The sequence below is a fragment of the Solihabitans fulvus genome, from assembly GCF_008386585.1.
GTDB lineage: Bacteria > Actinomycetota > Actinomycetes > Mycobacteriales > Pseudonocardiaceae > Solihabitans > Solihabitans fulvus.
Genome location: NZ_VUOB01000003.1, coordinates 121,679 through 145,258, shown reverse-complemented (window position 1 = coordinate 145,258; position 23,580 = coordinate 121,679). Strand labels below are relative to the sequence as shown.

At 72.0% G+C, this 23,580-nt stretch carries 21 protein-coding genes and 1 riboswitch; of the genes, 16 read left to right on the top strand and 5 right to left on the bottom strand.

Annotated elements, in window-relative coordinates; all coding sequences use genetic code 11:
• Positions 1 to 44: 44 nt before the first annotated feature.
• Complete coding sequence (locus F0L68_RS03195) at positions 45 to 2,165, bottom strand: RecQ family ATP-dependent DNA helicase (protein WP_149847875.1); 2,121 nt, start codon at positions 2,163 to 2,165, stop codon at positions 45 to 47.
• Between the two features lie 142 nt (positions 2,166 to 2,307).
• Here F0L68_RS03195 and F0L68_RS03190 point away from each other — a divergent pair, with 142 nt between their 5' ends.
• The 5 genes from F0L68_RS03190 to F0L68_RS03170 all read left to right on the top strand — a co-directional run bounded on the left by F0L68_RS03190 (position 2,308) and on the right by F0L68_RS03170 (position 7,088).
• On the top strand, positions 2,308 to 3,624 hold the full coding sequence (locus F0L68_RS03190; RefSeq protein ID WP_149847874.1) for a glutamate-5-semialdehyde dehydrogenase: 1,317 nt from the start codon (positions 2,308 to 2,310) through the stop codon (positions 3,622 to 3,624).
• A 67-nt stretch (positions 3,625 to 3,691) separates the two neighbouring features.
• Positions 3,692 to 4,294: a TetR/AcrR family transcriptional regulator gene (locus F0L68_RS03185; RefSeq protein WP_149847873.1), complete on the top strand. Its 603-nt coding sequence runs from the start codon at positions 3,692 to 3,694 to the stop codon at positions 4,292 to 4,294.
• Positions 4,295 to 4,434: 140 nt separating this feature from the next.
• Positions 4,435 to 5,637, top strand: a complete 1,203-nt coding sequence (locus F0L68_RS03180; RefSeq protein WP_149847872.1) for a cytochrome P450 — start codon at positions 4,435 to 4,437, stop codon at positions 5,635 to 5,637.
• A gap of 14 nt (positions 5,638 to 5,651) precedes the next feature.
• A complete protein-coding gene (locus F0L68_RS03175; protein WP_223198443.1) occupies positions 5,652 to 6,848 on the top strand; it encodes a cytochrome P450 in 1,197 nt (398 codons plus the stop codon).
• A gap of 9 nt (positions 6,849 to 6,857) precedes the next feature.
• Positions 6,858 to 7,088, top strand: a complete 231-nt coding sequence (locus F0L68_RS03170; protein ID WP_223198442.1) for a ferredoxin — start codon at positions 6,858 to 6,860, stop codon at positions 7,086 to 7,088.
• Between the two features lie 64 nt (positions 7,089 to 7,152).
• Here F0L68_RS03170 and F0L68_RS03165 read toward each other — a convergent pair whose 3' ends face one another.
• The gene (locus tag F0L68_RS03165) at positions 7,153 to 7,842 is read right to left on the bottom strand and encodes a nitroreductase family protein (protein WP_149847869.1); all 690 of its coding nucleotides are present in this window, start codon (positions 7,840 to 7,842) and stop codon (positions 7,153 to 7,155) included.
• A 310-nt stretch (positions 7,843 to 8,152) separates the two neighbouring features.
• Between F0L68_RS03165 and nadD the strand changes: the two genes are divergently transcribed.
• Complete coding sequence (nadD, locus tag F0L68_RS03160; RefSeq protein ID WP_149847868.1) at positions 8,153 to 8,752, top strand: nicotinate-nucleotide adenylyltransferase; 600 nt, start codon at positions 8,153 to 8,155, stop codon at positions 8,750 to 8,752.
• Between the two features lie 21 nt (positions 8,753 to 8,773).
• On the opposite strand, the gene F0L68_RS03155 is transcribed toward nadD, so the two are convergent.
• A complete protein-coding gene (locus F0L68_RS03155; RefSeq protein ID WP_223198441.1) occupies positions 8,774 to 10,024 on the bottom strand; it encodes an LCP family protein in 1,251 nt (416 codons plus the stop codon).
• 132 nt (positions 10,025 to 10,156) lie between these two features.
• Between F0L68_RS03155 and F0L68_RS03150 the strand changes: the two genes are divergently transcribed.
• The 9 genes from F0L68_RS03150 to F0L68_RS03110 all read left to right on the top strand — a co-directional run bounded on the left by F0L68_RS03150 (position 10,157) and on the right by F0L68_RS03110 (position 20,332).
• Positions 10,157 to 10,624 (top strand): DUF6542 domain-containing protein, encoded by a 468-nt coding sequence (locus tag F0L68_RS03150; protein WP_306463138.1) that lies wholly within the window; start codon positions 10,157 to 10,159, stop codon positions 10,622 to 10,624.
• Entirely contained in the window at positions 10,621 to 10,857 is a 237-nt protein-coding gene (locus F0L68_RS03145; RefSeq protein WP_149847866.1) for a hypothetical protein, read from the top strand. Before F0L68_RS03150 ends, F0L68_RS03145 begins: the two co-directional genes overlap by 4 nt.
• Before the next feature lie 56 nt (positions 10,858 to 10,913).
• The gene (locus F0L68_RS03140; RefSeq protein ID WP_223198452.1) at positions 10,914 to 12,929 is read left to right on the top strand and encodes a bifunctional polysaccharide deacetylase/glycosyltransferase family 2 protein; all 2,016 of its coding nucleotides are present in this window, start codon (positions 10,914 to 10,916) and stop codon (positions 12,927 to 12,929) included.
• 235 nt (positions 12,930 to 13,164) lie between these two features.
• Positions 13,165 to 13,593 (top strand): ribosome silencing factor, encoded by a 429-nt coding sequence (gene rsfS / locus F0L68_RS03135; RefSeq protein ID WP_149847864.1) that lies wholly within the window; start codon positions 13,165 to 13,167, stop codon positions 13,591 to 13,593.
• 25 nt (positions 13,594 to 13,618) lie between these two features.
• Positions 13,619 to 14,233, top strand: coding sequence for a histidine phosphatase family protein (locus F0L68_RS03130; protein ID WP_149847863.1), 615 nt, complete (start codon positions 13,619 to 13,621; stop codon positions 14,231 to 14,233).
• 1 nt (position 14,234) lies between these two features.
• Entirely contained in the window at positions 14,235 to 14,966 is a 732-nt protein-coding gene (gene octT, locus F0L68_RS03125) for a diglucosylglycerate octanoyltransferase (RefSeq protein WP_149847862.1), read from the top strand.
• Positions 14,967 to 15,058: 92 nt separating this feature from the next.
• A complete protein-coding gene (locus F0L68_RS03120; RefSeq protein ID WP_149847861.1) occupies positions 15,059 to 15,916 on the top strand; it encodes a DegV family protein in 858 nt (285 codons plus the stop codon).
• A gap of 569 nt (positions 15,917 to 16,485) precedes the next feature.
• Positions 16,486 to 17,046: a ComEA family DNA-binding protein gene (locus F0L68_RS43275; protein WP_223198440.1), complete on the top strand. Its 561-nt coding sequence runs from the start codon at positions 16,486 to 16,488 to the stop codon at positions 17,044 to 17,046.
• 946 nt (positions 17,047 to 17,992) lie between these two features.
• Positions 17,993 to 20,332, top strand: a complete 2,340-nt coding sequence (locus F0L68_RS03110) for a DNA internalization-related competence protein ComEC/Rec2 (RefSeq protein ID WP_149847859.1) — start codon at positions 17,993 to 17,995, stop codon at positions 20,330 to 20,332.
• A 164-nt stretch (positions 20,333 to 20,496) separates the two neighbouring features.
• Here the strand turns inward: F0L68_RS03110 and thrC are convergent, their stop codons facing one another.
• Positions 20,497 to 21,762, bottom strand: a complete 1,266-nt coding sequence (gene thrC, locus F0L68_RS03105; protein WP_149847858.1) for a threonine synthase — start codon at positions 21,760 to 21,762, stop codon at positions 20,497 to 20,499.
• Between the two features lie 11 nt (positions 21,763 to 21,773).
• Positions 21,774 to 21,906: riboswitch (SAM riboswitch) on the bottom strand.
• A gap of 108 nt (positions 21,907 to 22,014) precedes the next feature.
• On the opposite strand from thrC, the gene holA reads away from it, so the two are divergent.
• The gene (gene holA, locus F0L68_RS03100; protein WP_149847857.1) at positions 22,015 to 23,001 is read left to right on the top strand and encodes a DNA polymerase III subunit delta; all 987 of its coding nucleotides are present in this window, start codon (positions 22,015 to 22,017) and stop codon (positions 22,999 to 23,001) included.
• A 213-nt stretch (positions 23,002 to 23,214) separates the two neighbouring features.
• Here the strand turns inward: holA and rpsT are convergent, their stop codons facing one another.
• Entirely contained in the window at positions 23,215 to 23,475 is a 261-nt protein-coding gene (gene rpsT / locus F0L68_RS03095; protein ID WP_149847856.1) for a 30S ribosomal protein S20, read from the bottom strand.
• Positions 23,476 to 23,580: the final 105 nt, after the last annotated feature.

The window sequence follows — 23,580 nt, the reverse complement described above, 5'->3', positions numbered from 1 at the left end:
ATGATCAGTCACCGCATACGGTTTCGCCAGCGGGTTTCCTCGGCTCACGCCGTGACAGCCAGCGCAAACGGCAACACCTCCCTGGCGCCGGCCTTGCGCAGCAGCCGCGCGGCCACCGTCATCGTCCAACCGGTGTCCACCTGGTCGTCCACCAACAACACCGGACCATCCACAGTGGACAGCCGCTCCGCCAACTCCATCGGCACGTGCAGCCCCTGCCACAGGCTGGCCAGCCGCTGGGCGCTGTTGGCCCGGCGCGCACCGTCGCCGACCTGCTCGACCTCGCCGAGCAGCGGCAGCCGGCCGATCCCGGCCAACCGCTCGCCGAGGCTGCGCACCAGGGTCGGCCGTCGGTGCGAGGCGATGGTCACCACGCCTGCGGGACGCGCGGGCCAGTCCCACGCGGCGAGCACCTGCACCACCGCGTCGAACACGTCGTCGGGCACCGGGCCGTCGGTGACCTGGCTGTCCGGCGAGGTGCCGAGCAGCCCGCGCAAACGATTGCCCCAGCCGATGTCGGTCAGCCGGCCGAGCACCCGGCCGGGCAGCGCCGACTCGCCGGCCGCGATCTTCCCCGACACCGGCACGCCGAGCGCGGACATGCCGGACGGCCACTGCTTGCGCGGGCTCAGCTCGACACCGGGCCTGCGCAGCCGGTCCCGCGCCGCCGAGGACGCCTGGCCGGAGACCTCCGCCGACCAGCCGCGCCCGGTGCAGTTGTCGCACCGGCCGCAGCGGCTCGCGTGCGGATCGTCCAGCTGCCGCAACAGGAACTCCATCCGGCACCCGGTGGTGTTCAGGTAGCCGAGCACCGCGTCCTGCTCGGACCGCCGCGCCTGCGCGATCCGCTCGTAGCGTTCCGCGTCGTAGGTCCACGGCTGCCCGGTGGACACCCAGCCGCCGCGCACCCGATGCACGGCCCCGTCCACGTCGAGCACCTTGAGCACCACCTCCAGCCGGGTGCGGGACAGCTCGACCATCGGCTCAAGCGCCGCGGTGGACAGCGGCCGGTTCGCGTCGGCGAGGGCGCCGAGCACCTGCCGCACGGTCGCCTCCGGCGGGAACGCGAGCGAGGCGAAGTACGCCCAGATGTCGCGGTCCTCCGGGCCGGGCAGCAGCAGCACCTCGGCCCGCCGCACGCCACGCCCGGCACGGCCGATCTGCTGGTAGTAGGCGATCGGCGACGGCGGCGCGCCGAGGTGCACCACGAACCCGAGGTCCGGCTTGTCGAATCCCATGCCGAGCGCCGAGGTCGCCACGAGCGCCTTCACCCGGTTCGCCAGCAGGTCCTCCTCGGCGCGCTCCCGCTCGGCCGGGTCGGTCCTGCCGGAGTACGCGGCGACCTCGTAGCCGCGTTCCCGCAGGAAGGACGCGACGTCGTCGGCGGAGGCGACGGTCAGCGCGTAGATGATCCCCGAGCCGGGCAGCTCGCCGAGCCGGTCGGCCAGCCAGCCGAGCCGCGCCTCGGCGGTGGGCAGCCGCAGCGCGGACAGGTGCAGGCTCTCCCGGTCCAGCGGGCCGCGCAGCACCAGCGTCTCGCCGCCGGCCGGGCCGAGGCCGAGCTGGTCGGCGACGTCGCGCACCACCCGGTCGTTGGCGGTCGCGGTGGTGGCGAGCACCGGAACACCCTCGGGCAGCTCGGTCAGCAGCGTGCGCAGCCTGCGGTAGTCCGGCCGGAAGTCGTGGCCCCAGTCGGAGATGCAGTGCGCCTCGTCGACCACGAGCAGGCCGGCGGACGCGGTCAGCTCCGGCAGCACGGTGTCCCGGAAGTCGGGGTTGTTCAGCCGTTCCGGGCTGACCAGCAGCACGTCGACGGTGCCGGCCGCGACCGACTCCTGGACGGACTGCCAGTCCTGCATGTTCGCCGAGTTGATGGTGGCCGCACGCACGCCGGCCCGCGCCGCCGCCTCCACCTGGTTGCGCATCAAAGCGAGCAGCGGCGACACGATCACCGTCGGTCCCTCGCCCAGCGAGCGGAGCAGGGCCGTCGCGATGAAGTACACCGCCGACTTGCCCCATCCCGTGCGCTGCACGACGAGCGCGCGGCGGCGGCCGGAGACCAGCGCCTCGATCGCGGTCCACTGGTCCTCCCGGAGCGTGGCTCCCGGGCCGGCCAGGGCGCGCAGGCGTTCTTCCGCGAGCTCTCGAAGGGCGTGTTCGTCCATATGGCACACCCTTGCAGCATCCGGCGGCGCAGTCTCCTGTTGGCTGGGTGAATGGGTCATTCACCCCGTGCGGGCGACCGAATGAGTCATTCACCTCGACGCGCCGGCCAACCGCGTCGACGCGGGTCGTAGGCTTGCGCGCGTGACGACCGCCACCGAAACCCCCAAGTCACCGTCCCCGGCCACCGGCGACGAGCTGAGGGAACAGGTCCGCGCGGCGGCCGGCCGGGCGCGCGTCGCCGCCGTCGAGCTCGCGTTGGCCACCAGGCGGCACAAGGACGACGCCCTGCACGCGATGGCCGACGCGCTGCGCTCCCGCGTCGCCGAGGTGCTGGCGGCCAACGAGGAGGATCTCGCCACGGGACGGGCGGCCGGGTTGTCCGACGCGCTGCTCGACCGCCTCGCGCTGACCGAGAAGCGGGTGGCCGGCGTGGCCGACGGGCTGCTCACCGTCGCCGACCTGGCCGACCCGGTCAGCGAGGTGCTGCGCGGCGGCGTCCTGTCCAACGGCCTGGAGCTGCGGCAGGTCCGCGTGCCGCTCGGCGTCGTCGGCATCGTCTACGAGGCGCGGCCGAACGTCACGGTCGACGCGGCGGGCCTCGCGCTGAAGTCGGGCAACGCCGTGCTGCTGCGCGGTTCCTCCTCGGCCGAACGGTCCAACGAGGCGCTCGTCGCGGTGCTGCGGGACGCGCTGGCGGCGAGCGGCCTGCCCCGCGACACCGTGCAGCTGCTGCCCTGCCACGACCGCGCGTCGGTGCGGCACCTGATCACCGCGCGCGGCCTGGTCGACCTCGTGATCCCCCGGGGCGGCGCTGGCCTCATCGCCGCCGTGGTCGAGCAGGCCACCGTGCCCACGATCGAGACCGGTGTCGGCAACTGCCACGTCTACGTGGACGCGGCGGCGGACCTGGACCAGGCGCTGCGGATCGTGCTGAACTCGAAGACCCGCAGGCCGAGCGTGTGCAACGCGGCCGAGACGCTGCTCGTGCACGCCGACGTCGCCGAGGAGTTCGTGCCTCGTGTCGTCGGGGAGTTCCGGACCGCCGGGGTCACCGTGCACGGCGACGAGCGGGTGCTCGCGCTGGCCGGGGGCGCCGGGGTCGTGCCGGCCACCGAGGCGGACTGGGACACCGAGTACCTGTCGCTGGACATCGCCGTCGGGGTCGTCGACTCCCTCGACGAGGCGATCGGCCACATCGCGGCGCACGGCTCCGGTCACACCGAGGCGATCGTGACCTCGGACGTCCGCGCCGCCAGGCAGTTCACCGCGCGCGTCGACGCGGCGGCCGTCGTGGTGAACGCCTCGACCGCGTTCACTGACGGCGGCGAGTTCGGCATGGGCGCGGAGATCGGCATCTCCACGCAGAAGCTGCACGCCAGGGGCCCGATGGGGCTCGCGGAGCTGACCTCGTCCAAGTGGGTGGTCTGGGGCGACGGGCACATCCGCGCGGAGTCCTGAGTTCGCCGCAGTGCCGGCCGAGGTGCCGTAGGTTGCGGGCACGACCCTGACCGCAGGAGGGGGTGCCGTGCCGGAGCATGAGGCGGAGCCGAGGTCGCGCCGTCGGGACTCGGCCGCGACGCGGGCCGCGCTGCTCGACGCCGCCGCCGAGCTGTTCGGCGAGCGCGGTTTCGACCGGACCACGGTCCGCGACATCGCCGGCAGGGCCGGGGTGAACCAGGCCCTGCTGTTCCGCTACTTCGGCTCGAAGGACGCCCTGTTCGCCGCCGCGATGGCGCGGCGAGGCAGGGAACTGCTCGACGACTCGCCCGCCGAGCAGCTGCTCGGCAGGGTGCTGCGGCAGATGCTCGACAACGAGTCGCTCAAGCTCATCGACCACCCGATGTACGCCGTGCTGCGGTCCAGCGGCCACGACCACGCGGCCACGGCGATCCGCCAGGAGCTCGGCGAGGAGTACGCGAGCGCGCTGGCCGCGCTCACCGACGCCGAGGACGCCCGCGTGCGGGCCGACCTCGTGCTCGCCTGGCTGCTCGGCATCGCGCTGCTGCGTTCGGTGCACGGCAAGGAACCGCTGGCCAGCGCCAAGCCCGACGACGTCGCCGGGCACGTGCTGCGCGCGGTCCGCGTCCTGCTGGAACGCGCGGACACCGAGCTGCCGCCCGCCGAGTAGCCGGCTCTCCGCGCCCAGTCGGCACAAACTCACCGAAACGAGTTGTTGACGGCCCGTAGCCGGATCCCTATCGTCGAATTATGTAAGCACGCGCTTACATCGCAGTGTGGGGCCGTCGCGACCATCGGGGAGGACGTGCGATGACGACCGTCGATCAGCAGCCGAGGACGTATCCGTTCGCGGAGTCGGAGCGCCTCGACATCGATCCCAGATACGCGGAGCTGCGGGAACACGAGCCGCTCGCGCGCGTCCGGCTGCCCTACGGCGGGGACGCCTGGCTGGCGACCAGGCACGAGGACGTGCGGCTGGTGCTGGGCGACCCCAGGTTCAGCCGGGCGGCGACCGTCGGCAGGGACGTGCCGAGGCTGACGCCGTCCCTCTCGCGGGACTCCTCGATCCTGAGCATGGACCCGCCGGAGCACAGCAGGCTCCGGCGGCTGGTGGCCAAGGCGTTCACGGCGCGGCGGGTCGAGCAGCTGCGGCCGAGGGCGCAGCAGGTCGTGGACGGGCTGCTCGACGACCTGGTCGCGCAGGGTTCGCCCGCCGACCTGGTCGAGGGGCTGGCGTTGCCGCTGCCCATCACGATGATCTGCGAGCTGCTCGGCGTGCCGACCGAGGACCGGGACCGGTTCCGCGCGTGGTCGGACACCGTGTTGGCGCTCACCGCGTTCTCCCCGGAGGAGATCGAGGTCGCCATCGCGGAGCTGAACGGCTACCTCGCCGGGCTGATCCAGCAGCGCCGCGAGGAACCGACCGACGACCTGCTCGGCGCCCTGGTGCTGGCCCGCGACGAGGACGACCGGCTCAGCGAGGACGAGCTGGTCGGGCTCGGCGTCACGCTGCTGGTGGCCGGCCACGAGACGACGGCGAACCAGATCGGCAACTTCGTCTACGCGCTGCTCACCCATCCCGGGCCGCTGGCCGCGTTGCGGGCCGATCCGCAGGCGCTGCCGACCGCGATCGAGGAGCTACTGCGCTTCACTCCGCTCGGCTCGTCCGCGGGCTTCCCGAGGATCGCCATGGAGGACGTCGAGGTCGGGGGCGTGCTGGTGCGGGCGGGCGAGGCGGTGCTCGTGCACGCCGTGTCGGCCAACCGCGACGAGCGGGTCTTCGAGCACGCCGCCGACCTCGACCTGGTCAGGGCGCACAACCCGCACATCGCCTTCGGGCACGGCGTGCACCACTGCCTTGGTGCGCCGCTGGCGCGGATGGAGCTCCAGGTGGCCGTCGGCACGCTGCTGGATCGCTTTCCCCGGCTCGACTTCGCCGTGCCGGCAGACGAGGTTCCATGGAAGCGTGGCCGGCTCGTGCGAGGCCTGCGGGCCCTGCCGGTCACCTGGTGAGGAGGGACAACGCAGTGACTGCGATCGATGGCGAGCCGAGGATCTACCCGTTCACGGCGGAACAACTGCGGCTCGACCCGCTGTACGCCCACTTACGCAAGGAGGAGCCGCTCACCAGGGTGCGGTTGCCGTTCGGCGAGGATGCCTGGCTGGCGACCCGGCACGTCGACGCGCGCGTCGTCCTCGGCGACGCGCGGTTCAGCCGTGCGCTCAGCGTCGGCAGGGACGAGCCGAGGACGCGGCCCGAGCAGGGCAACGGCGGCATCCTGAGCATGGATCCGCCCGACCACACCAGGATCCGCAGGCTGGCCACGAAGGCGTTCACGATGCGCCGGGTCGAGCTGCTGCGCCCGCGCGCGCAGGAGATCGCCGACGGCCTCGCCGACGAGATGCTGGCCGGCGGCTCGCGGGCCGACCTGGTCGAGCAGTTCGCGCTGCCGCTGCCGATCACGGTGATCTGCGAGCTGCTCGGCGTGCCCGTCGAGGACCGGGAGCACTTCCGGGTCTGGTCAGACGCCTTCCTCTCGACGACCTCGCTCACCCTCGAGCAGGTCATGGAGTACAAGGGAAAGCTCTGGCAGTACATGGGCGGGCTGATCGAGCAGCGCCGCGTCGAGCCGACCGACGACCTGATCGGCGCGCTGGTGCTCGCCCGCGACGAGCAGGACGTGCTGTCGGAGGACGAGCTGATCAGCCTCACGGTCGGGCTGTTGGTTGCCGGGCACGAGACGACGGCGACGCAGATCCCCAACTTCGTCTACGTGCTGCTGAACCATCCCGACCAGCTCGCCTGGCTGCGGGAGCGGCCCGAGCAGGTGGCCCAGGCCGTCGAGGAGCTGATGCGGTACGTGCCGCTCGGCACCGCGGCGGCGTTTCCCCGCTACGCCAAGGAGGACATCGAGGTCGGCGGGGTGCTGGTCAGGGCGGGCGAGCCGGTGCTGGTCGCGGTCGCCTCGGCGAACCGGGACGAGTCGGTGTTCGAGGACCCGGACGAGCTGCGGCTGGCGCGTTCGACCAATCCGCACATCGGCTTCGGGCACGGCGTGCATCATTGCCTCGGCGCGCCGTTGGCACGGCTGGAACTCCAGGTGGCGTTGGGCACGCTGCTCGGCCGTTTCCCCGATCTGCGGTTCGCCGTTCCGCAGGAACAGCTGCGGTGGAAGAGGGGCATGCTGGTTCGAGGGCTCGAGTCGTTGCCCATCGAGTGGTGAGGGATGTCGATGAGCGAAGGTCGTTGGCAGGTCGGGGTCGATCACGGTGCCTGCATCGGATCCGGAATCTGTGCCGGCACGGCGCCGGCGTACTTCCGGATCGACGCCGGGAAGTCGTACCCGGTCGCCGAGTTGATCGACTCGGACGAGGTCGTGCTTGACGCGGCGGACTCCTGTCCGATGGAGGCGATCCTGGTCAAGGACGCCTCCTCCGGGGCGGTGCTCGCCCCGGAGGCGTAGCGCACGTCGGCCGCGCGACCCTGGTCGGTCGCGCGGCCGTCCCACCGCACGGTTGGACCCGTAGCTAGACCCGTACCAGCACCTGGTCCAGCGACTTGCGAACCAGGTCCGGCACGGTCGCGTCCTCGGCCGGGTAGCCGACCGGGATCACCGCGAACGCCTTCTCGTTGCGCGGGCGCGCCAGCACCTCGGACAGGAACCGCATCGGGCTCGGCGTGTGGATGAGCGCGGCGAGGCCCGACAGGTGCAGCGCGGTCAGCAGCATGCCCACCGCGATGCCGACCGACTCGTCGACGTAGTAGTGCTTGTGCTGCTCGCCGTCCTCGTCGAGGTAGAACCGCTGCTGGAACACGATGATCAGGTACGGCGCGTCGGTGAGATGCGGCTTGTGCATGTCGGTGCCCAGAGGCCGAAGGGCGTTCAGCCACTCCTCGCCGAGCCTGCCGTCGTAGGACAGCTTCTCCTCGTTCTCGGCCGCCGCCCGGATCTTGGCGCGCACCTCTGGATCGGTGACCAGCACGAACGTCCACGGCTGCTGGTGGGCGCCCGACGGGGCCGTCCCGGCGACCGCGATCGCGTCCACCACGAGCTGCTCGGGCACGGGTTCGGTGGAGAAGGCGCGCACCGTGCGGCGTTCCATCATGCGTTCGCGCAGCGTGGCTGCGGTGTGCAGGGACTCGTCGACCGGCATTCGGGCCGGGTGGTACGGGACGGGCTGGTACGGCTGACCGTGCATGGGTGTCCAGGTGCTCATGTCCCTCAAGTTTTCCCGGCGCGGAGTCCGCAGAGCAGGGCCAAATGGACGAGCTGGGACATACCGCCGAGCCATAAGGAGAATTGATGGGCTGTGCGGTGACTTTCTCGCGCGGTCCGCGTCATGGCGGCCGGGCCAGCGGCGTCTCAGTACCGCGTGGCCCTCGCGGGGGAGGGCTCGCGCTCCTGGCGACGGGTGACACCCCCAGCGTCCGTCGAGGGAGTCCAGTGTTGCGCGGGCGGCGAGCCGGGGAGCGTTTCCGCCGCCCGCGCGACCACTGAGCCGACGGCGGCACGTAGGCTGACCAGCTATGTCCGATCGTCGTCGAATTGGCGTCATGGGTGGCACCTTCGATCCGGTGCACCACGGGCACCTCGTCGCGGCCAGCGAGGTGCAGTCCCGGTTCAACCTGGACGAAGTGATCTTCGTGCCGACCGGCCAGCCGTGGCAGAAGGACGACAAGGCCGTCAGCGCCGCCGAGGACCGCTACCTGATGACGGTCATCGCGACCGCCTCGAACCCCAGGTTCTCGGTCAGCCGCGTCGACATCGACCGCACCGGGCCCACGTACACGGTCGACACGCTCATCGACCTGCGTGACGCGCACCCCGACGCCGACCTGTTCTTCATCACCGGCGCCGACGCGCTGGAGCAGATCGTGTCCTGGCACCAGGCCGAGGACCTGTTCCACCTGGCGCACTTCATCGGCGTTACCCGCCCCGGCTACGACCTGGACGACCACCACCTGCCGCGCGGCGCGGTGAGCCTCATCGAGGTGCCCGCCATGGCCATCTCCTCGACCGACTGCCGCTCCCGCACCGCGGCCGGCCAGCCGGTCTGGTACCTGGTCCCCGACGGCGTCGTGCAGTACATCGAAAAGCGCGACCTCTACCGCGCCCCGGACGCCTGAGGCCCGCCGCCCGCCGGGGACTCAGTCGACGCAGGGGATCCCGTTCGCGGCCTCGCCGCCACCCGGCCCCTCGTCAATGACCAGGATCTCGCTGACCCTCTGCCGCTCGCCGCTGCCCGGTGCCGTGAGCGCCGGCCGCGGTCCGGCCACTGCCGACGTGCCCGGCGCCGACCGCACGGCCGGTGCCGACACCATCGCGCGGACGGCGGCCCGGTCCACAGTGTTGACGATCTGACCGTCGACGGTGGTGACGTCGAGGATCGGCAGGGTGCGGAACTGGACGCCGCCCGCGAGGTTCGGCGCCTGCCTGATGAAGTCCAGGATGTCCCAGCCGCTGTCGAGCACCACGTCCTGCTTCGCCACGCCGAGCAGCGCGCGCAACGCGCCGAGGTCGGAGAACACGCCCCTGCCCTTGAGCTGGCGCGTCACCGAGGCAAGGAACGCCTGCTGGCGGCGCGTTCGGTCCAGGTCCCCGTTGGCCAGTTCGTGGCGTTGCCGCACGAACGACAGCGCCTGCGCGGCGTCGAGATGTTGGCGGCCTGCCGGGAAGTTCGCGCCGGAGAAGTGGTCGCGGGTCGCGTTGTTCAGACAGACGTCGACGCCGCCGAGCGCGTCCGCGAGGTGGTAGAAGCCGACGAGGCTCAGCTCGACCAGATGGTCGATCGGCACGTTCAGGAACGCCCGGACGGTCTCCACCTGCGCCCTGCGCCCAGCCTCGCGGCCCAGCCGCTCCAACTCGTGCCGGTCCCGTAGGCCGTTGGCGGTGAGCCGGTCCTCCTCGATCTCCTTGGCCCGCCCGTAGGCCTCCTTGATCTTGCCCTGCTTGGGTCCGGCCGGCACGCCGACGAAGTCGACGTAGTCATCGCGCGGAACGGAGAAAGCCGTTGCGGGAGAACCGTTGTTGGGCACGTGCAACAGCATCAGCGTGTTGGCGTTGTAGCCGCCCCGGTCGCTCTCGCCTGCGTTGAGCCTGCGGAGCAGGTCCTCGGGCAGCGGGTCGCCGTTGAGGTCGAGCCGCGTGGTCAGCCCCATCAGCAGGATGTTGACGGCGCCGTCGGCGCCGCCTGGCGACCTCGGCGCGTCCGCCGCGATCGCGTCCGACCGCTGCATGCCGGCGTCCAAGTCCTGGTAGGTCGCCCACGCGACGCCCGAGGCGACCATCAACACCACCGACGTCAGCACCCACGCCGTCCGCGCGACCACCAGTCCGCCGACCGCCCACCATCGCCGCCGCGAGCGCACTGCCGCACCCGCCGCGCTGTCATCCCCCACAGCACACCCCCATGGTCACTCTAATGAAGTAGTCGCGGCGAAACGACCGACTTGTCCCCGGCGCGATCGGTGATCGACCTCACCTGAACAGGTGCGTCGTTCTGTATCTATAGGGTGGATTCGCCCTCTCTAATGGGGCCACTGACGGGGGGAATGGGGGCGGCGCGCGTGATGGGGTCAGGCGGGGGACCGGTGCATCCGCGCGCGCCGGTTCAGCTGCCCACGCTGGCGGCGGTGGGCGTCTCGGCGGTCTTCGGCGGCATCGGGATCGCCATGGACGGCCCGATCCTCGGCTGGGTTTTCGGGGCGTGGCTGGCGGCCGGGGCGTTCGTGGCCGCCGCGCTGGTCCGGCCGGTCGGCCTCTGGATCGTGGTGCCCGCGCCGCCAGCGGTGTTCCTGGTGCTCGCGGCGGCGAACGCGGCCTGGCGGCGGCAGACGGCGTGGGGGAGCGAGAAGAAGTTCCTCGAAGCCGCGGCCCCCTGGTTCATCCACGGCTTTCCGCACCTGGCGCTCGCCATCGCCGTCGCCCTCGGCGTCGCGGTGATCAGGGCGGTGTTCGGCAGGTCCCGCGCCGCGAACCCCGTCGACGACCACGCGTGACGCACCCACAAGCAGCACGACTGGACAGGCATTTGTTGACGCCGCAGCGCAATCCCGACCCGACCCAGGTGTTCGTCGACCCGGCCGGCAGGCGGCGGACGGCGGTGCGCGCCGCCAGCGTCGGGCTCGCCTGCGTCGTGTCCGGTCTGGCGATCGTCATCGCGGCCACCGTGCTCGACCCCGTCGACCGGACACCCCCGTCGTGGCCCGACACCGTCGAGACCGCGCCGTGAGGGGCCGTCGCCGCATCCCATCCGCGCACTGGGTCACCATGCTCCTCGGCGTGGGCATGCTCCTTGGCGTGCTTGCGTTTCACGCCTACGCGACCGCCCCGAGCCCGTCGGCGCGGGCACTCGGGCAGGAGCGGCACACGGCCTCGTCGCTCGGTCCGGTGTTGCGCTCGGACGGCGAGCAGCTGCGCGGCCGAAGCATGCCGCCGGACACCGTCGCGCTCGCCTTCTACGGCGGCCCCGACCCCGTCTGGACACCGCGAATCCTCGACGTGTTGGCGCGACACCACGCGCACGCCACGTTCTTCGTGCTCGGCGCGCGGGTGAACGAACACCCCGAGCTGGTGCGCCGGATGATCGCGGAGGGCCACGAGGTCGGCATCAGCGGATTTCGGCGGGGCGACCCGGCCGCGTTGCCGAGCTGGCGGCGACACCTGGACCGCTCCTTCACCCAGAGCGCGCTCGCCAGCGCCGCAGGCGTCCAGGCGCGGCTGTTCGGCGCGTCCGGCGACCCGGCCGACACGCCCGTCGCCGAACTCGGGCGCGCGGGCTACCTGGTCGTCAGCCCGGACCTCGACGGTCCCGATCTGGCCGTCGAGGACCTGGAGCAGATCGTCGCGGTCTGCACACCGACGCCGGGCAGCGGCGCGGTCGTGCGGCTGCACGACGCCGGCAGCATCAGCGTCGACGCGACGCGCCAACTGCTGGAAACCTTGGGGCCACAGGGTTTCCGGTTCGACACGGTCGCCGAGGGCGTCGGCCTGCCGCCCGGGGGCCGCGACGCGGGAGTGGCCGCGCAGATCACCGGGCGCGTCCTCGGCGCGTCCCAGCTCTCCGGCGACGCCGTGATCCTCGTGCTCGACGTGCTCATCGCGACCGTCGCCGCGCTGGCCGTGCTCCGCATGCTGATGCAACTCGGCCTGGCGCACACCGCGCGGCGGCTCCGCCGCGAACGCGCGCACCAGCCGCTGCCCCGGTTCGCGCCAGCGGTGTCGGTGATCATCCCCGCCTACAACGAGGCCGCGAACATCGTGTCCACGGTCCGCTCGCTGGCCGCGCACGCGCACACCGCCGAGGTGGAGGTCATCGTCGTCGACGACGGCTCGACGGACCGGACCGCCGACCTCGTCGAGGCCCAGCGGCTGCCCTGCGTGCGGGTCATCCGACAGGACAACGCCGGCAAGCCCGCCGCGCTCAACGCCGGTATCAACGCCGCAAGACACGACGTCCTCGTCCTCGTCGACGGCGACACCGTCTTCGAGCCGGACACCATCGGCCACCTCGTGCAGCCCCTCGCCGACACGCGCGTCGGCGCGGTGTCCGGCAACACCAAGGTCGGCAACCGCCGAGGGCTGCTCGGTCGCTGGCAACACCTGGAGTACTGCGCGGGAGCCAACCTCGACCGTCAGATCCTCGACTCCCTCCAGTGCATTCCGACCGTGCCCGGCGCGATCGGCGCGTTCCGGCGGGAGGCGCTGGTCGACGTCGGCGGGGTCAGCGCGGACACCCTCGCCGAGGACACCGACCTGACCATCGCGATCACCCGCGCAGGATGGCGGGTCACCTACGAGCCCGCCGCCCGCGCGTGGACCGAGGCCCCGACGACCCTGCGCGGCCTCTACCGGCAGCGCTACCGCTGGTCGTACGGCACCTTCCAGGCCATGTGGAAGCACCGGCGCGCGCTGGTCGAACGCGGGCCCGCAGGGCACATGGGGCGGCGCGGCCTGACCTATCTGCTGCTGTTCCAACTGCTGCTGCCGCTGCTGGCGCCGCTGATGGACGTGTACGTCATCTACGGCATGGCCATCGCCGACGCGCCTCGCGCCGCGCTGATCTGGCTGCTGTTCCTGGCCGCGCAGACCGCGGGAGCCGGCTACGCGATGCGCCTGGACGGGGAGTCGCTCAGGCCATTGTGGACACTCCCGCTGCAACAGCTCGCCTACCGGCAGCTGACCTACCTGGTGGTGGTCCAGTCGCTGGTCACCGCGTTGCAGGGCACCCAGCTGCGCTGGCAGTCCGTCCGCCGCAACGGCCTCGCGCCGCGCGTGGACGGCCGGCGCCAGGAGGTCGGCTGACGGCGACGCGCGGGCGACGCGCGAGTGAGGTGGGGGCGACGCGTGGGCGAGGTGTGGGCAAACGCACGAACGGCCACTGGCCCTGCGGCAGTGGGCATCGCGCGCGGCGACGGGGACCCGGCGGCCCGTCCGGGGAGCGTTGGCACGGCCGACCCTGGCCACGCCGGTACTCTGATTGATTCGTGCGGGTCATTTCGTGCCCGCACCGTGATGGTGTTCGACCCTGAGGAGTGACGTGGCAGCCACCGACGAGGCACAACGGCTGGCGCTGGTCGCCGCGCACGCAGCGGCCGACAAGAAGGCGCACGACGTGATCGTGCTCGATGTCTCCGACCAGCTCGTGATCACCGACTGCTTCGTGATCGCCTCGGCGCCCAACGAACGCCAGGTCGGCGCGATCGTGGACTTCATCGAGGAGAAGATGCGCGAGGCCGGCACGAAGCCGGTGCGCCGCGAGGGCGCGCGCGAGGGCCGCTGGGTGCTGCTCGACTTCGTCGACGTCGTGGTGCACGTGCAGCACGTCGAGGAGCGCACCTTCTACGGCCTCGAGCGGCTCTGGAAGGACTGCCCGCGCATCGAGTTCGACCCGACGCCGGCCGATGACACCGTCGCCGCCGTCGCTGACGCCGTCGACTCGATCCCGGGCGAGGAGACGCAGGCGTGAGTCGGCTGCGGGGAGGCGTGGGCAGATGACACTGCGGCGGGTCGTGCTGTGGCGGCACGGCGAGACCGACTACAACGCGAGCGGTCGGATGCAGGGCCATCTCGACTCCTCGCTCACCGAGACCGGCTGGAACCAGGCCAGGTTCGCGGTGCCGGTGCTCGCCGGGTTCGCGCCCGAGGTGGTGGTCGCCTCAGACCTGCGTCGCGCCAAGGACACCGCGACCGTGTTCACCAGCGCGGTCGGCGTGCCGCTGCGCATCGACGAGCGGCTGCGCGAGACGAACCTCGGCAAGTGGCAGGGCCTGACGGGCGTCGAGGTGGAGGCCGAGTGGCCCGGCCGGATGGCCGTCTGGCAGCGCGACCCCGAGTTCGCCCCGCCAGGCGGGGAGACCAAGGTCGAGGTGGCCGTGCGCGCCGCGGCGGTGGTCGCGGACCTCGACGCCGAGCTGGACGACACCGTGGTGCTCTGCGCGCACGGCGGCCTCATCACCGCCCTGACCGCGCGGCTGCTCGACCTGCCGGTGCCGCTGTGGCCGCAGCTCGCCGGGATCGGCAACTGCCACTGGACGGTGCTGACCAGGCGTCCCGACACCGACGGGCGCTGGCGGCTGGCCACCTACAACGCCGGCATCACCGGCTGACGTGCGCCTGCTCGTCCTGGCGGACTCGCTCGCCTTCCACGGCCCGGCCGGTCCACTGCCCGCCAACGACCCGCGCCTGTGGCCGAACCTCGCCGCCGCCGAGCTCGGCGGCAGGGCGGAACTGGCGGCCGGCTTCGGGTGGACCGCCCGCGAAGCCTGGTGGGCGCTGACCGGCGACCCGAGGGTGTGGGCGGAGCTGGCGGACGCGGACGTGCTGGTGCTCGCCGTCGGCAGCATGGACACGCTGCCCTCGCCGCTGCCCACCTACCTGCGGCAGGGCCTGCGGTACCTGCGTCCCGAGGGACTGCGGCGGGCCGCGCGGCGCGGCTACGTCGCCGCGCAGCCCTGGCTGGCCAGGGCGCTTGGCGGCCGACCGGTGGCGCTGCCGCCCCGGCTCACCGTCCACCACCTGGACGAGAGCCTGCGGGCCGTGCGTGCCCTGCGTCCCGGACTGCCGGTGGTCGGCATCGTGCCCTCGGTGCACCGCGCCCCCGCCTACGCCGGCGTGCACACCGGCCACGCCGAGGCCGTCCGCGCCGTGCGGACCTGGGCCGCCGAGGCGGACGTCCCCCTGCTCGACCTGCCCACCCTCGTCGGCCCCCACCTGCGCGCCGGCCAGGGCAACCCCGACGGCATGCACTGGGGCTGGTCCGCGCACCGGAAGGTCGCGACCGAGCTGGTCGACCTGATCCGCAAGAACCTGCCCGACCTGTCTGTCTCCGACCTGACCTGAGCCGCTCGACCCGAGCCAACGAACGTCCCTGACCCGATCTGAACCGTGCCGTTTCACGGAGTTGGCGCTGCGGAGCCGTAGGCTCGGCGTTCGTGTCCGTCGCCGTCGTCACCGACTCCACCGCGTACCTGCCGGAGGAGTTCGCGCGGCGACGGTCGATCAGGGTCGTGCCGCTGCACGTGGCCGTGGACGGCCATGGCCGGCTGGACGGCGTGGACTTCGGACCGGACGCCCTGGCCACTGCCCTTGGCGAGCATCGCAGGGTGACGACCTCGCGCCCGAGCCCGGCCGAACTGGCCGAGGTCTACCGGGCCGCGCTGGACGGTGGCGCCGACGCGGTCGTCGCCGTGCACCTGTCCCGCGAGCTGTCCGGGACCTGGGAGGCCGCGAGGCTGGCGGCCGAGGAGATAGACCCGGCCCGGGTTCGCGTGGTCGACTCACGGTCGACGGGCATGGGACTCGGCTTCGCCGTGCTCAACGCCGCGGTCGTGGCGGCGGCCGGCGGCGAGCTGGCCGACGTGGTGGACGCGGCGACGCGGGCGGTGGCGCGCACCCGCACGTTCTTCTGCCTGGAGACCCTCGATCACCTGCGCAGGGGCGGCCGGATCGGTGCCGCAGCCGCGCTGCTGGGGACCGCGCTCGCCGTCAAGCCGCTGCTGCACGTGGACGACGGCCGGATCGTGCCGCTGGAGAAGGTCCGCACGATCAGCCGCGCGATGGGCAGGCTCGTCGACCTCGCCGCGTCGACGGCCGGCGATGAGCGGGTCGGCATCGCCGTGCACCACCTCGCCTCGCCGGAGCGCGCCACCGAGCTGGCGCTGCAGTTGAACGAGCGCCTGCCGGGCGCGGACGGCTGCCTGATCTCGGAGGTGGGCGCCGTGATCGGCGCGCACACCGGCCCCGGAGTGCTGGGCGTCGTCGTCCTCCCCGGCGGACTGGACGAGGCCTGACCGGGCCCGGCACTCCCCGCACCAAAGCCCACAGCAGATCCCGCAGCAAAGCCCGCGCCTAAGGGTGCGCCAAGACTCGCCCGCATGCCCGCGCCAAATCCGGATCAAGGTCCGCGCCCAGAGGGCGCGACATTCTCGCACCAAACCCCGACACCCCCACCCATTCGGCTGAACACCAACCCCTACTTATCCACAACCCCTCACCTTGTCCACAGTGGACAGCTTCATCATCGCGCCGCCCCGGACACCCGCCTAGCGTCCGTCCCATGTTCGATCACCAGCCCCACCGCCGTAACGACAACAACCACCCCCGAGCCCGCCTGGCCGCCCTGGTCGACCAACTGGCGGCACCCCCCAACCCATCGCCCGCCTCCCCTAGCACTCAACCCCTCACTCCTCCGCTCGATTCGCCACCCGAGGAGTCTCCGACAACCGACGGTTCACCACCCCGCCAGGGACGCGTGCGCAGGCGCGCAGGCCGCCTGGTCGAGAGATGGGTCCCGGCCGCCGCCCGCGCCCCAGACAAGGCCAGGCGTCGAATGGTCCCGGTCCTCTCGGCGGTCGCCGCCGTGGCGGCAGTGCTTGCGGCGACCGGATCCTGGCTGGCGCGACCCTCGGTCGAGCCCGTCCCGGCCCTGCCCGCGGCGGTGGTCAGCCAGCGGTCCCAGTCGACAGGGCACTCCGCCGACCCCACCAAGGACGCCGAGGCCGACGTCGTCGTGAACGTCGTTGGCGCGGTGCCCAAACCGGGACTGGCCACCCTGCCGGCCAACGCCAGGGTGGCAGACGCCCTGCGCGCGGCCGGCGGAGCCAATCCGGGCGTGGACCTGAGTGCACTCAACCTCGCCCGCCGGTTGGCCGACGGCGAACAGATCGCCGTCGGCGTGCCAGCCGCTGAGCAACAGCCTGTGCTCGGAGGCGGTTCACCCGCGCCGGGCGCGAAGCTCGACCTCAACGCGGCAACGAGGGAACAGTTGGACGCCCTGCCAGGAGTGGGTTTGGTGACCGCGCAACGCATAGTCGACTGGCGCGAACAACACGGCCGATTTCGGTCCGTGAACCAACTACGCGAGGTCGAAGGCCTAAGAGGCAACCGCCTCTCCCAGCTGATCGCCCGAGTGCGGGTCTAACCGGTCCTCGCTCCGCTGAATTCGTTGCCACCAACCATATCTATGCCGTTCTGCTAACCCGACAGTTGGAGGAGTTGATGAAGACCACCGCGATGAGCGCACTCCGCACTATCGATCGCCACGGCCAGCTTCTCCAACTCCGGCTGTCCGACGACCCACACCCACACCGCAGCCTTCGCCAGACACACCAGACGCCCGCGCGACCGACGAGCGCGTCGACGAACGCCAGGCAACCGATCTCCGTGCCAGGCCCCGACTCGACAACCTCGCCGAGTCCGAACCCGACAAACCCCGACCAGCCAACGTGTTCGACCCCCACCCCACGAACCGCAGCACCGCCCATCAACCCACCACACAACGCGCCCCCGAGCAGCAACCTGGCCACCACCTTCCGCTCCGTCAGCCAGCGCAAGCAGATCCACCCGTGCCGATCCCTCAACCGTCATCTCGTCGTCGATGGAGTGGTCGAAAACCACTCGTCTCGGTCCATTAACTGTCACCCCAAGGCTCGCGGGCCCGCGTGCACACCGTCAACCTCAATCGCTCGCCCAGGTTGTCCGGGCATGAACAGCGCCATGGACCGCTCGGTCAACCAACACAAGCAGATCCAGCCGTCCCGATCCTTTAACCGCCGTCCCGCCGTCAACGGAGTGGTCGAAAACCACTCGCCCCGATCCATTAACTGCCACTCCAACGCTCGTGGGCCTGCGAGCACACCACCTACCTCAATCGCTCGCTCGGGTTGTCCGGGCATGAACAGCGTCATGCACCGCTCCGTCAGTCAGTGCAAGCAGATCCAGCCGTCCAAGTCCCTCAACCGCCGTCCCGCCGTCAACGGAGAGGCAGAAAACCACTCGCCCCAACCCCTCAACCGCCACCCCAACACCGTCCACCGGAACAAACACCGCCGCCACCAACCCAACCAACCGATTGCGCAGGTGCGGACATGAGCGGCGCCTACCGGCTCGTGCCGTCCGCCCTGGCCGTCTGGGCCGTCGCTCTGACCGGCCTCTACTGGGGCTGGCCGGCGGCCGTGTTCGGCGGGGTCGTCGCCTGCTGCGTCGGCGGGTTGGCGTGGTGGCGCGGTTGGTGGTGTCGGGCCGCCGTGGTCGCGTTGCTGGTCTGCGCGTCGGCTGCGTCCGGCTGGATCGGGCTCCGACTGCACAGCTCTGCCACGCATCCGCTGCGCGAGGCGGCCGAGCGTGCGACGCCGACGACCATGTCGGTCGAGGTGAGCGCCCACCCTCGCGGGCTCGTCTCGGTGGGTTTCGGCGGACGCCAGGCTCAGATCAACCAAGTGCTGATCGAGGCCGACCTGCGCTGGGCAAAGGTCGGCACAGAGGTCGTGGAACAGGGCGGCGATGTGCTCCTCATGGCACCGGCCCAGCGCTGGAACGACCTGCTGCCGGGCCAGTCGCTCCAGGCGACCGGAGTGCTCGCGCCCGCCCGGCCCGGCGAGCTGACCGTCGCGGTCCTGCGCGTGCGCGGACCGCCCGAAGGGCTGGAGCCGGCGTCGATGTGGCAGCGCGGCGCGGAATCCCTGCGACAGGGACTGCGCCGGTCCTGCGCCGTGCTCGACGCGGAACCCGCAGGCCTGTTGCCCGGACTCGTCGTCGGCGACACCAGCGCGCTCCCGCAGCGCGTGACCGAGGAGTTCCGGGTGGCCGGGCTGTCCCACCTCACGGCCGTCAGCGGGGCCAACGTCGCCATCGTCTGTGGCGCGGCCTTGTTGCTGCTGCGCGCACTGCGGCTGGGGCCGAGGGTGCGCGGAGGCGGCGCGCTGGTCGTCCTGGTCGGGTTCGTGATCCTGACCGGGCCGGATCCGAGCGTGCTGCGGGCGGCCGTGATGGGCGCGGTCGGGCTGCTCGCCCTGGTGCTCGGCCGAGAGCGGTCGGGGCTGCCGGCCCTGGCGACGACCGTCATCGGGCTCCTGCTGTACGACCCGAGCCTGGGCAAGCACGCCGGGTTCGCCCTGTCGGTGCTGGCCACCGGGGCGCTGGTGGCGCTCGCTCCTCGCTGGGTGGCCAGGCTGCGCAAGCGGGGCCTGCCGGAGGGCATCGCCGAGGCGCTCGCGGTGCCGGTGGCGGCGAGCCTCGTCACCGAGCCGGTCCTCGCTGGGCTGTCCGGGCAGGTCAGCCTGGTCACCGTGGCGGCCAACATGCTGGCCGAGCCGGCGGTCGCGCCGGCAACGCTGCTCGGGGTGCTCGCCACGGTGCTCACCCCGCTGCACCAGGGCGTCGGGGAGTTCCTGGTGCGCCTCGCCGGACCGGAGACCAGCTGGCTGATCACCGTGGGCCGGTGGGCGTCCGCCGTGCCGGGCGCGACGATCGGGTGGCCTGGCGGCTGGGGCGGTGGACTGCTGCTCGCCGGGACGTTGGCCGGTGCGGTCGTGTTGCTGCGGCTGCGGCGGTTCCGGGTGCTGCTGGCCGCCGTCCTGATCGGGGTGCTGGTCGTGCTGGTGCCCGTCGGCGCGGTGTCGCCGGGCTGGCCGGCCGCCGGTTGGGGGGTGGTGAGCTGCGACGTCGGGCAGGGCGACGCCGCGGTGCTGGCCACGGCCGAACCGGATCGGGCGGTGCTCGTGGACACCGGGCCGGACCCGGCGCCGATCGCGGAGTGCCTGCGCAGGCTCGGCGTCGGGACCATTCCGCTGGTGATCCTCAGTCACCTGCATGCGGACCACATCGGCGGTCTCGGCGCGGTGCTCGCGGAGCACGCGGTCGGGGCGGTCGCGGTGGGGCCGTTGAAACAACCGTCATGGGCATGGGAGGAGGTGGCGAGGCAGACCCGCGCGGCGGGTGTGCCGCTGGTGGAGCTCGAAGCGGGGGACCGGCTGGACTGGCCGGGCCTGGCCGTCGAGGTGCTCGGCCCGCATCGGCTGGGTCAGTGGGCGAGCAGCGGCGATCCCGGCTCGCTGATCAACGACGCGTCGCTGGTGCTGCGGGCGACCACGTCGGTGGGGCGGGTGCTGCTGACCGGGGACGTCGAGTTCGCCGGGCAGGCCGCGCTGCTTGCCGACCGGGCGGACCTCAGCGCCGACGTGCTGAAGGTGCCGCACCACGGCTCGCGGTACTCGCTGCCGAAGTTCCTGGCGGCGGTGCGGCCGAGGGTGGCGTTGATCAGCGTCGGCGCGGGCAACAGGTACGGCCACCCGAACCAGCCGGTGATCGACCTGCTCGCCGGGCAGGGCGCCCTGGTGCTGCGCACCGACCAGGCCGGCGACACCGCCGTGCTGACCGGGGCACGGGTGGTTCGGCGCGGCGACCCGCGCGGGCCGCCCAGGCATTAGAGCACCAGAACTGTGGGGCGCTGACGCGCCTCGGCCACCGTCCTGGCGGGACGGTGGCCGAGGTTGCCGATGCGGACCACGGGGGCGCCGTGCCGGTCACCGGACTTGCGATGTGCGTCTTGGTTTCGGTGTTTCCGTTGCTGGGGAAAGGTTGTCGCGGCCGATCAGAAGCCGAGCGCTTCGCGGACCGCCTTGGCGGAAGGAGGAACGGTGGCCTTCGGGCCGATGCGGTCGGCGACCGCGTCGAGGGTCTTGAGGCCGTCGCCGGTGATCAGCAGCACGGTCTCGGCGTCCGGGTCGAGCTGGCCGGTCTCGATCAGCTTCTTCGCGGTCGCGACGGTCACGCCGCCTGCGGTCTCCGCGAAGATGCCCTCGGTCCTGGCCAGCAGCCGGATGCCCTCGACGACCTCTTCGTCGGTGACGTCCTCGACCGCGCCGCCGGTCCGGCGCACGGCGTCCAGCACGTAGGGGCCGTCGGCCGGTGCGCCGATCGCGAGCGAGCGGGCGATCGTGTCCGGGCGGACCGGGGCGACCACGTCGAGGCCCGACTTGTACGCGGCGGACACCGGCGAGCAGCCGGTGGCCTGCGCGCCGAACACGCGGTACGGGGTCGGCTCGACGAGGCCGAGTTCGCCGAACTCGCGGAAACCCTTGTCCACCTTGGTGAGCTGGGATCCGGACGCCACCGGCACCACGATCTGACCTGGCAGCCGCCAGCCGAGCTGCTCGGCGACCTCGTAGGCCAGGGTCTTGGAGCCCTCGGCGTAGTACGGGCGGACGTTGACGTTGACGAACGCCCAGTCCTCGTGCTCCGAGGCCAGTTCGGTGGCGAGCCGGTTCACGTCGTCGTAGTTGCCGTCGACGGCGAGCAGCGCGCCGTCGTACACGGCGGTGGTGAGCACCTTGGCCCGCTCGAGCGAGGAGGGGATCAGCACGACCGACTGCCAGCCGGCGCGGGCCGCCGCGGCGGCGACCGCGTTGGCCAGGTTGCCCGTCGACGGGCAGGCCAGCACGGTGAAGCCGAGCTGCCGTGCGGCGGCGAGCGCGACGGCCACCACGCGGTCCTTGAACGAGTGGGTCGGGTTGCCGGTGTCGTCCTTGACCCACAGGTTCTTGACGCCGAGCGCGGCGCCGAGCCGGTCGGCGCGCACCAGGCGGGTCAGGCCGGGATCGGTGTTCGGGTGACTGTCCACATCGGACGGAACGGGGAGCAGGCCGCGGTAGCGCCAGATCGACTTGGGTCCGGCTTCGATGTCCTCGCGCCGGATCTTGCCGAACTCGTAGGCCACTTCCAGCGGCCCGAAACACTCGGCGCAGGCGAACTCGGCGGCGAGGGGGATCTGGTGGCCGCATTCCCGACAGGACAACGCACGGGCGGGGCCAAGGTCGAAGGAAGTACCGGCGCTCGTTGGCGCACTGACAGCAGTCATCGCGAGGTGTCTCCTCATCTTTCCCGCGTCTGCGGGTCGGAATTGGCACCGTGATCGTCTGAATAAGCCCGCGCTGAAGCGAGCTGGTTGACGCCGGTTGCCGGGGCTTCGTCGGGCCGATCCCTCTGCCCCTCTGGATGAGCGGTATTCAGTTGTGCCGTCCACGTTACGGCATGATCTCGGGGCGGGGCCAGGGTTGCCCACGATGCGGGAGGCGACGGGCTGTTGGCGGGTCGTGCGAGGATTGGCGTCGTGAATGCGCCAGCCGTCACGCCGGACCCGTTGCACCTGATCCTCGGCGACGAGGAGTTGCTGGTCGAACGGGCGGTGCGGACCGCGTTCGAAGCCGCGCGGTTGGCCGATTCGCAGGCCGACCTGACCAGGGTCAGAGTGACCGATCTCACGCCGCCGGAGCTTGCCGAGCTGGTCAGCCCCTCGCTGTTCGCCGAGGGGAGGGTGATCGTGCTGGAGGCCGCGCAGGAGGCGGGCAAGGAGATCGCGGACGCGGTCATCTCCTACTGCGCCCATCCGGCCGACGGCATCACCCTCGTCGTGGTGCACACCGGTGGCGGGCGCAGCAAGGTGGCCAAGGAGCTGCCGGCCGCGCTGCGTAAGGCGGGCGCGCGGGTCACCGAGTGCCCCAAGCTGACCAAGCCGGCCGACCGGGACGCCTTCGTGCGCAACGAGGTGCGCGCCGCGGGCGGCAAGATCGACCCGGAGGGAGTGGCGGCGCTGGTCGAGGCCGTCGGCTCCGATCTCCGGGAGCTCGCCGCGGCCGCGTCGCAGCTCGTCGCAGACTCCGCAGGCAAGGTGAATGCCGACGCGGTCCGCCGGTACCACCGGGGCAGGGCCGAGGTGACCGGGTTCGCCGTCGCGGAGAAGGCCGTGATCGGCGACCGGGCCGGCGCGATGGAGGCGCTGCGCTGGGCCATGCAGACCGGCGTGGCGCACGTGCTGGTGGCCGACGCGCTCGCGGACGCGGTGCGGACGGTCGCCAGGGTGTCCGCCGTCGGCCGCGCCGACCCGTTCCAGCTCGCCGGGCAGCTCGGCATGCCGCCGTGGAAGGTGAAGAAGGCCCAGGGCCAGGCCAGGGGCTGGACCGAACAGGGCCTCGCGGAGTGCATGCAGGTCGTGGCCGGGCTGAACGCGGACGTCAAGGGTGCCGCGGCCGATCCCGACTACGCGCTCGAGCGGGCCGTGCTGCGGATCGTGGCCGCGCACCAGCAGCGCGGACGGTAGCGAAGTAGCGAGGTCGAGAAGCGCGGGGTAGCGAAGCTGCGGGGTGGCGAGGATCCCGGCCTGCGGGCTGGGTGCGGGCGGGTGCGCGGTCAGCGGGCGGTTCTCGGATGCTCGGCGTTGGATGCCGGCGCGCAGCTCGGGCGCCCTTTACGACGACAGCGGCGCCGCCCCCGAGGGGACGACGCCGCTGCGATGTCAGCTGGTGGTCGACAATCAGATCTTGTCGACGCGCAGAGCCATCGCGGACTTCTTGTTGGCCGCCTGGTTGGCGTGGATGACGCCCTTGCTGGCGGCCTTGTCCAGCTTGCGGGAGGCGTCGCGCAGCATCGCGGTCGCCTTCTCCTTGTCACCGGCCTCGGCGGCCTCGCGGAACTTGCGGATCGCGGTCTTCAGCGACGACTTAACGGACTTGTTCCGCAGCCGAGCCGCTTCGTTCGTCTTGATCCGCTTGAGCTGGGACTTGATGTTGGCCACGCGAATGCCTCGATCTCGGTAGACGTTGGTCGTGCCGCGACTGTGTGGCGCTGACACCGCCGTGACGGGCACGGCTCGTGTGCAGCTTTCCTCCATGACGGAATG

Bases quoted from the DNA above. Each gene is read 5' to 3' on its own strand.
- F0L68_RS03130 (WP_149847863.1), top strand. From the start codon at position 13,619: ATGACACTGCGGCGGGTCGTGCTGTGGCGGCACGGCGAGACCGACTAC.
- F0L68_RS03110 (WP_149847859.1), top strand. From the start codon at position 17,993: ATGAGCGGCGCCTACCGGCTCGTGCCGTCCGCCCTGGCCGTCTGGGCC.
- F0L68_RS03170 (WP_223198442.1), top strand. From the start codon at position 6,858: ATGAGCGAAGGTCGTTGGCAGGTCGGGGTCGATCACGGTGCCTGCATC.
- thrC (WP_149847858.1), bottom strand. From the start codon at position 21,762: ATGACTGCTGTCAGTGCGCCAACGAGCGCCGGTACTTCCTTCGACCTT.
- F0L68_RS03140 (WP_223198452.1), top strand. From the start codon at position 10,914: ATGCTCCTTGGCGTGCTTGCGTTTCACGCCTACGCGACCGCCCCGAGC.
- F0L68_RS03195 (WP_149847875.1), bottom strand. From the start codon at position 2,165: ATGGACGAACACGCCCTTCGAGAGCTCGCGGAAGAACGCCTGCGCGCC.
- F0L68_RS03165 (WP_149847869.1), bottom strand. From the start codon at position 7,842: ATGAGCACCTGGACACCCATGCACGGTCAGCCGTACCAGCCCGTCCCG.
- nadD (WP_149847868.1), top strand. From the start codon at position 8,153: ATGTCCGATCGTCGTCGAATTGGCGTCATGGGTGGCACCTTCGATCCG.
- F0L68_RS03150 (WP_306463138.1), top strand. From the start codon at position 10,157: ATGGGGCCACTGACGGGGGGAATGGGGGCGGCGCGCGTGATGGGGTCA.
- F0L68_RS03180 (WP_149847872.1), top strand. From the start codon at position 4,435: ATGACGACCGTCGATCAGCAGCCGAGGACGTATCCGTTCGCGGAGTCG.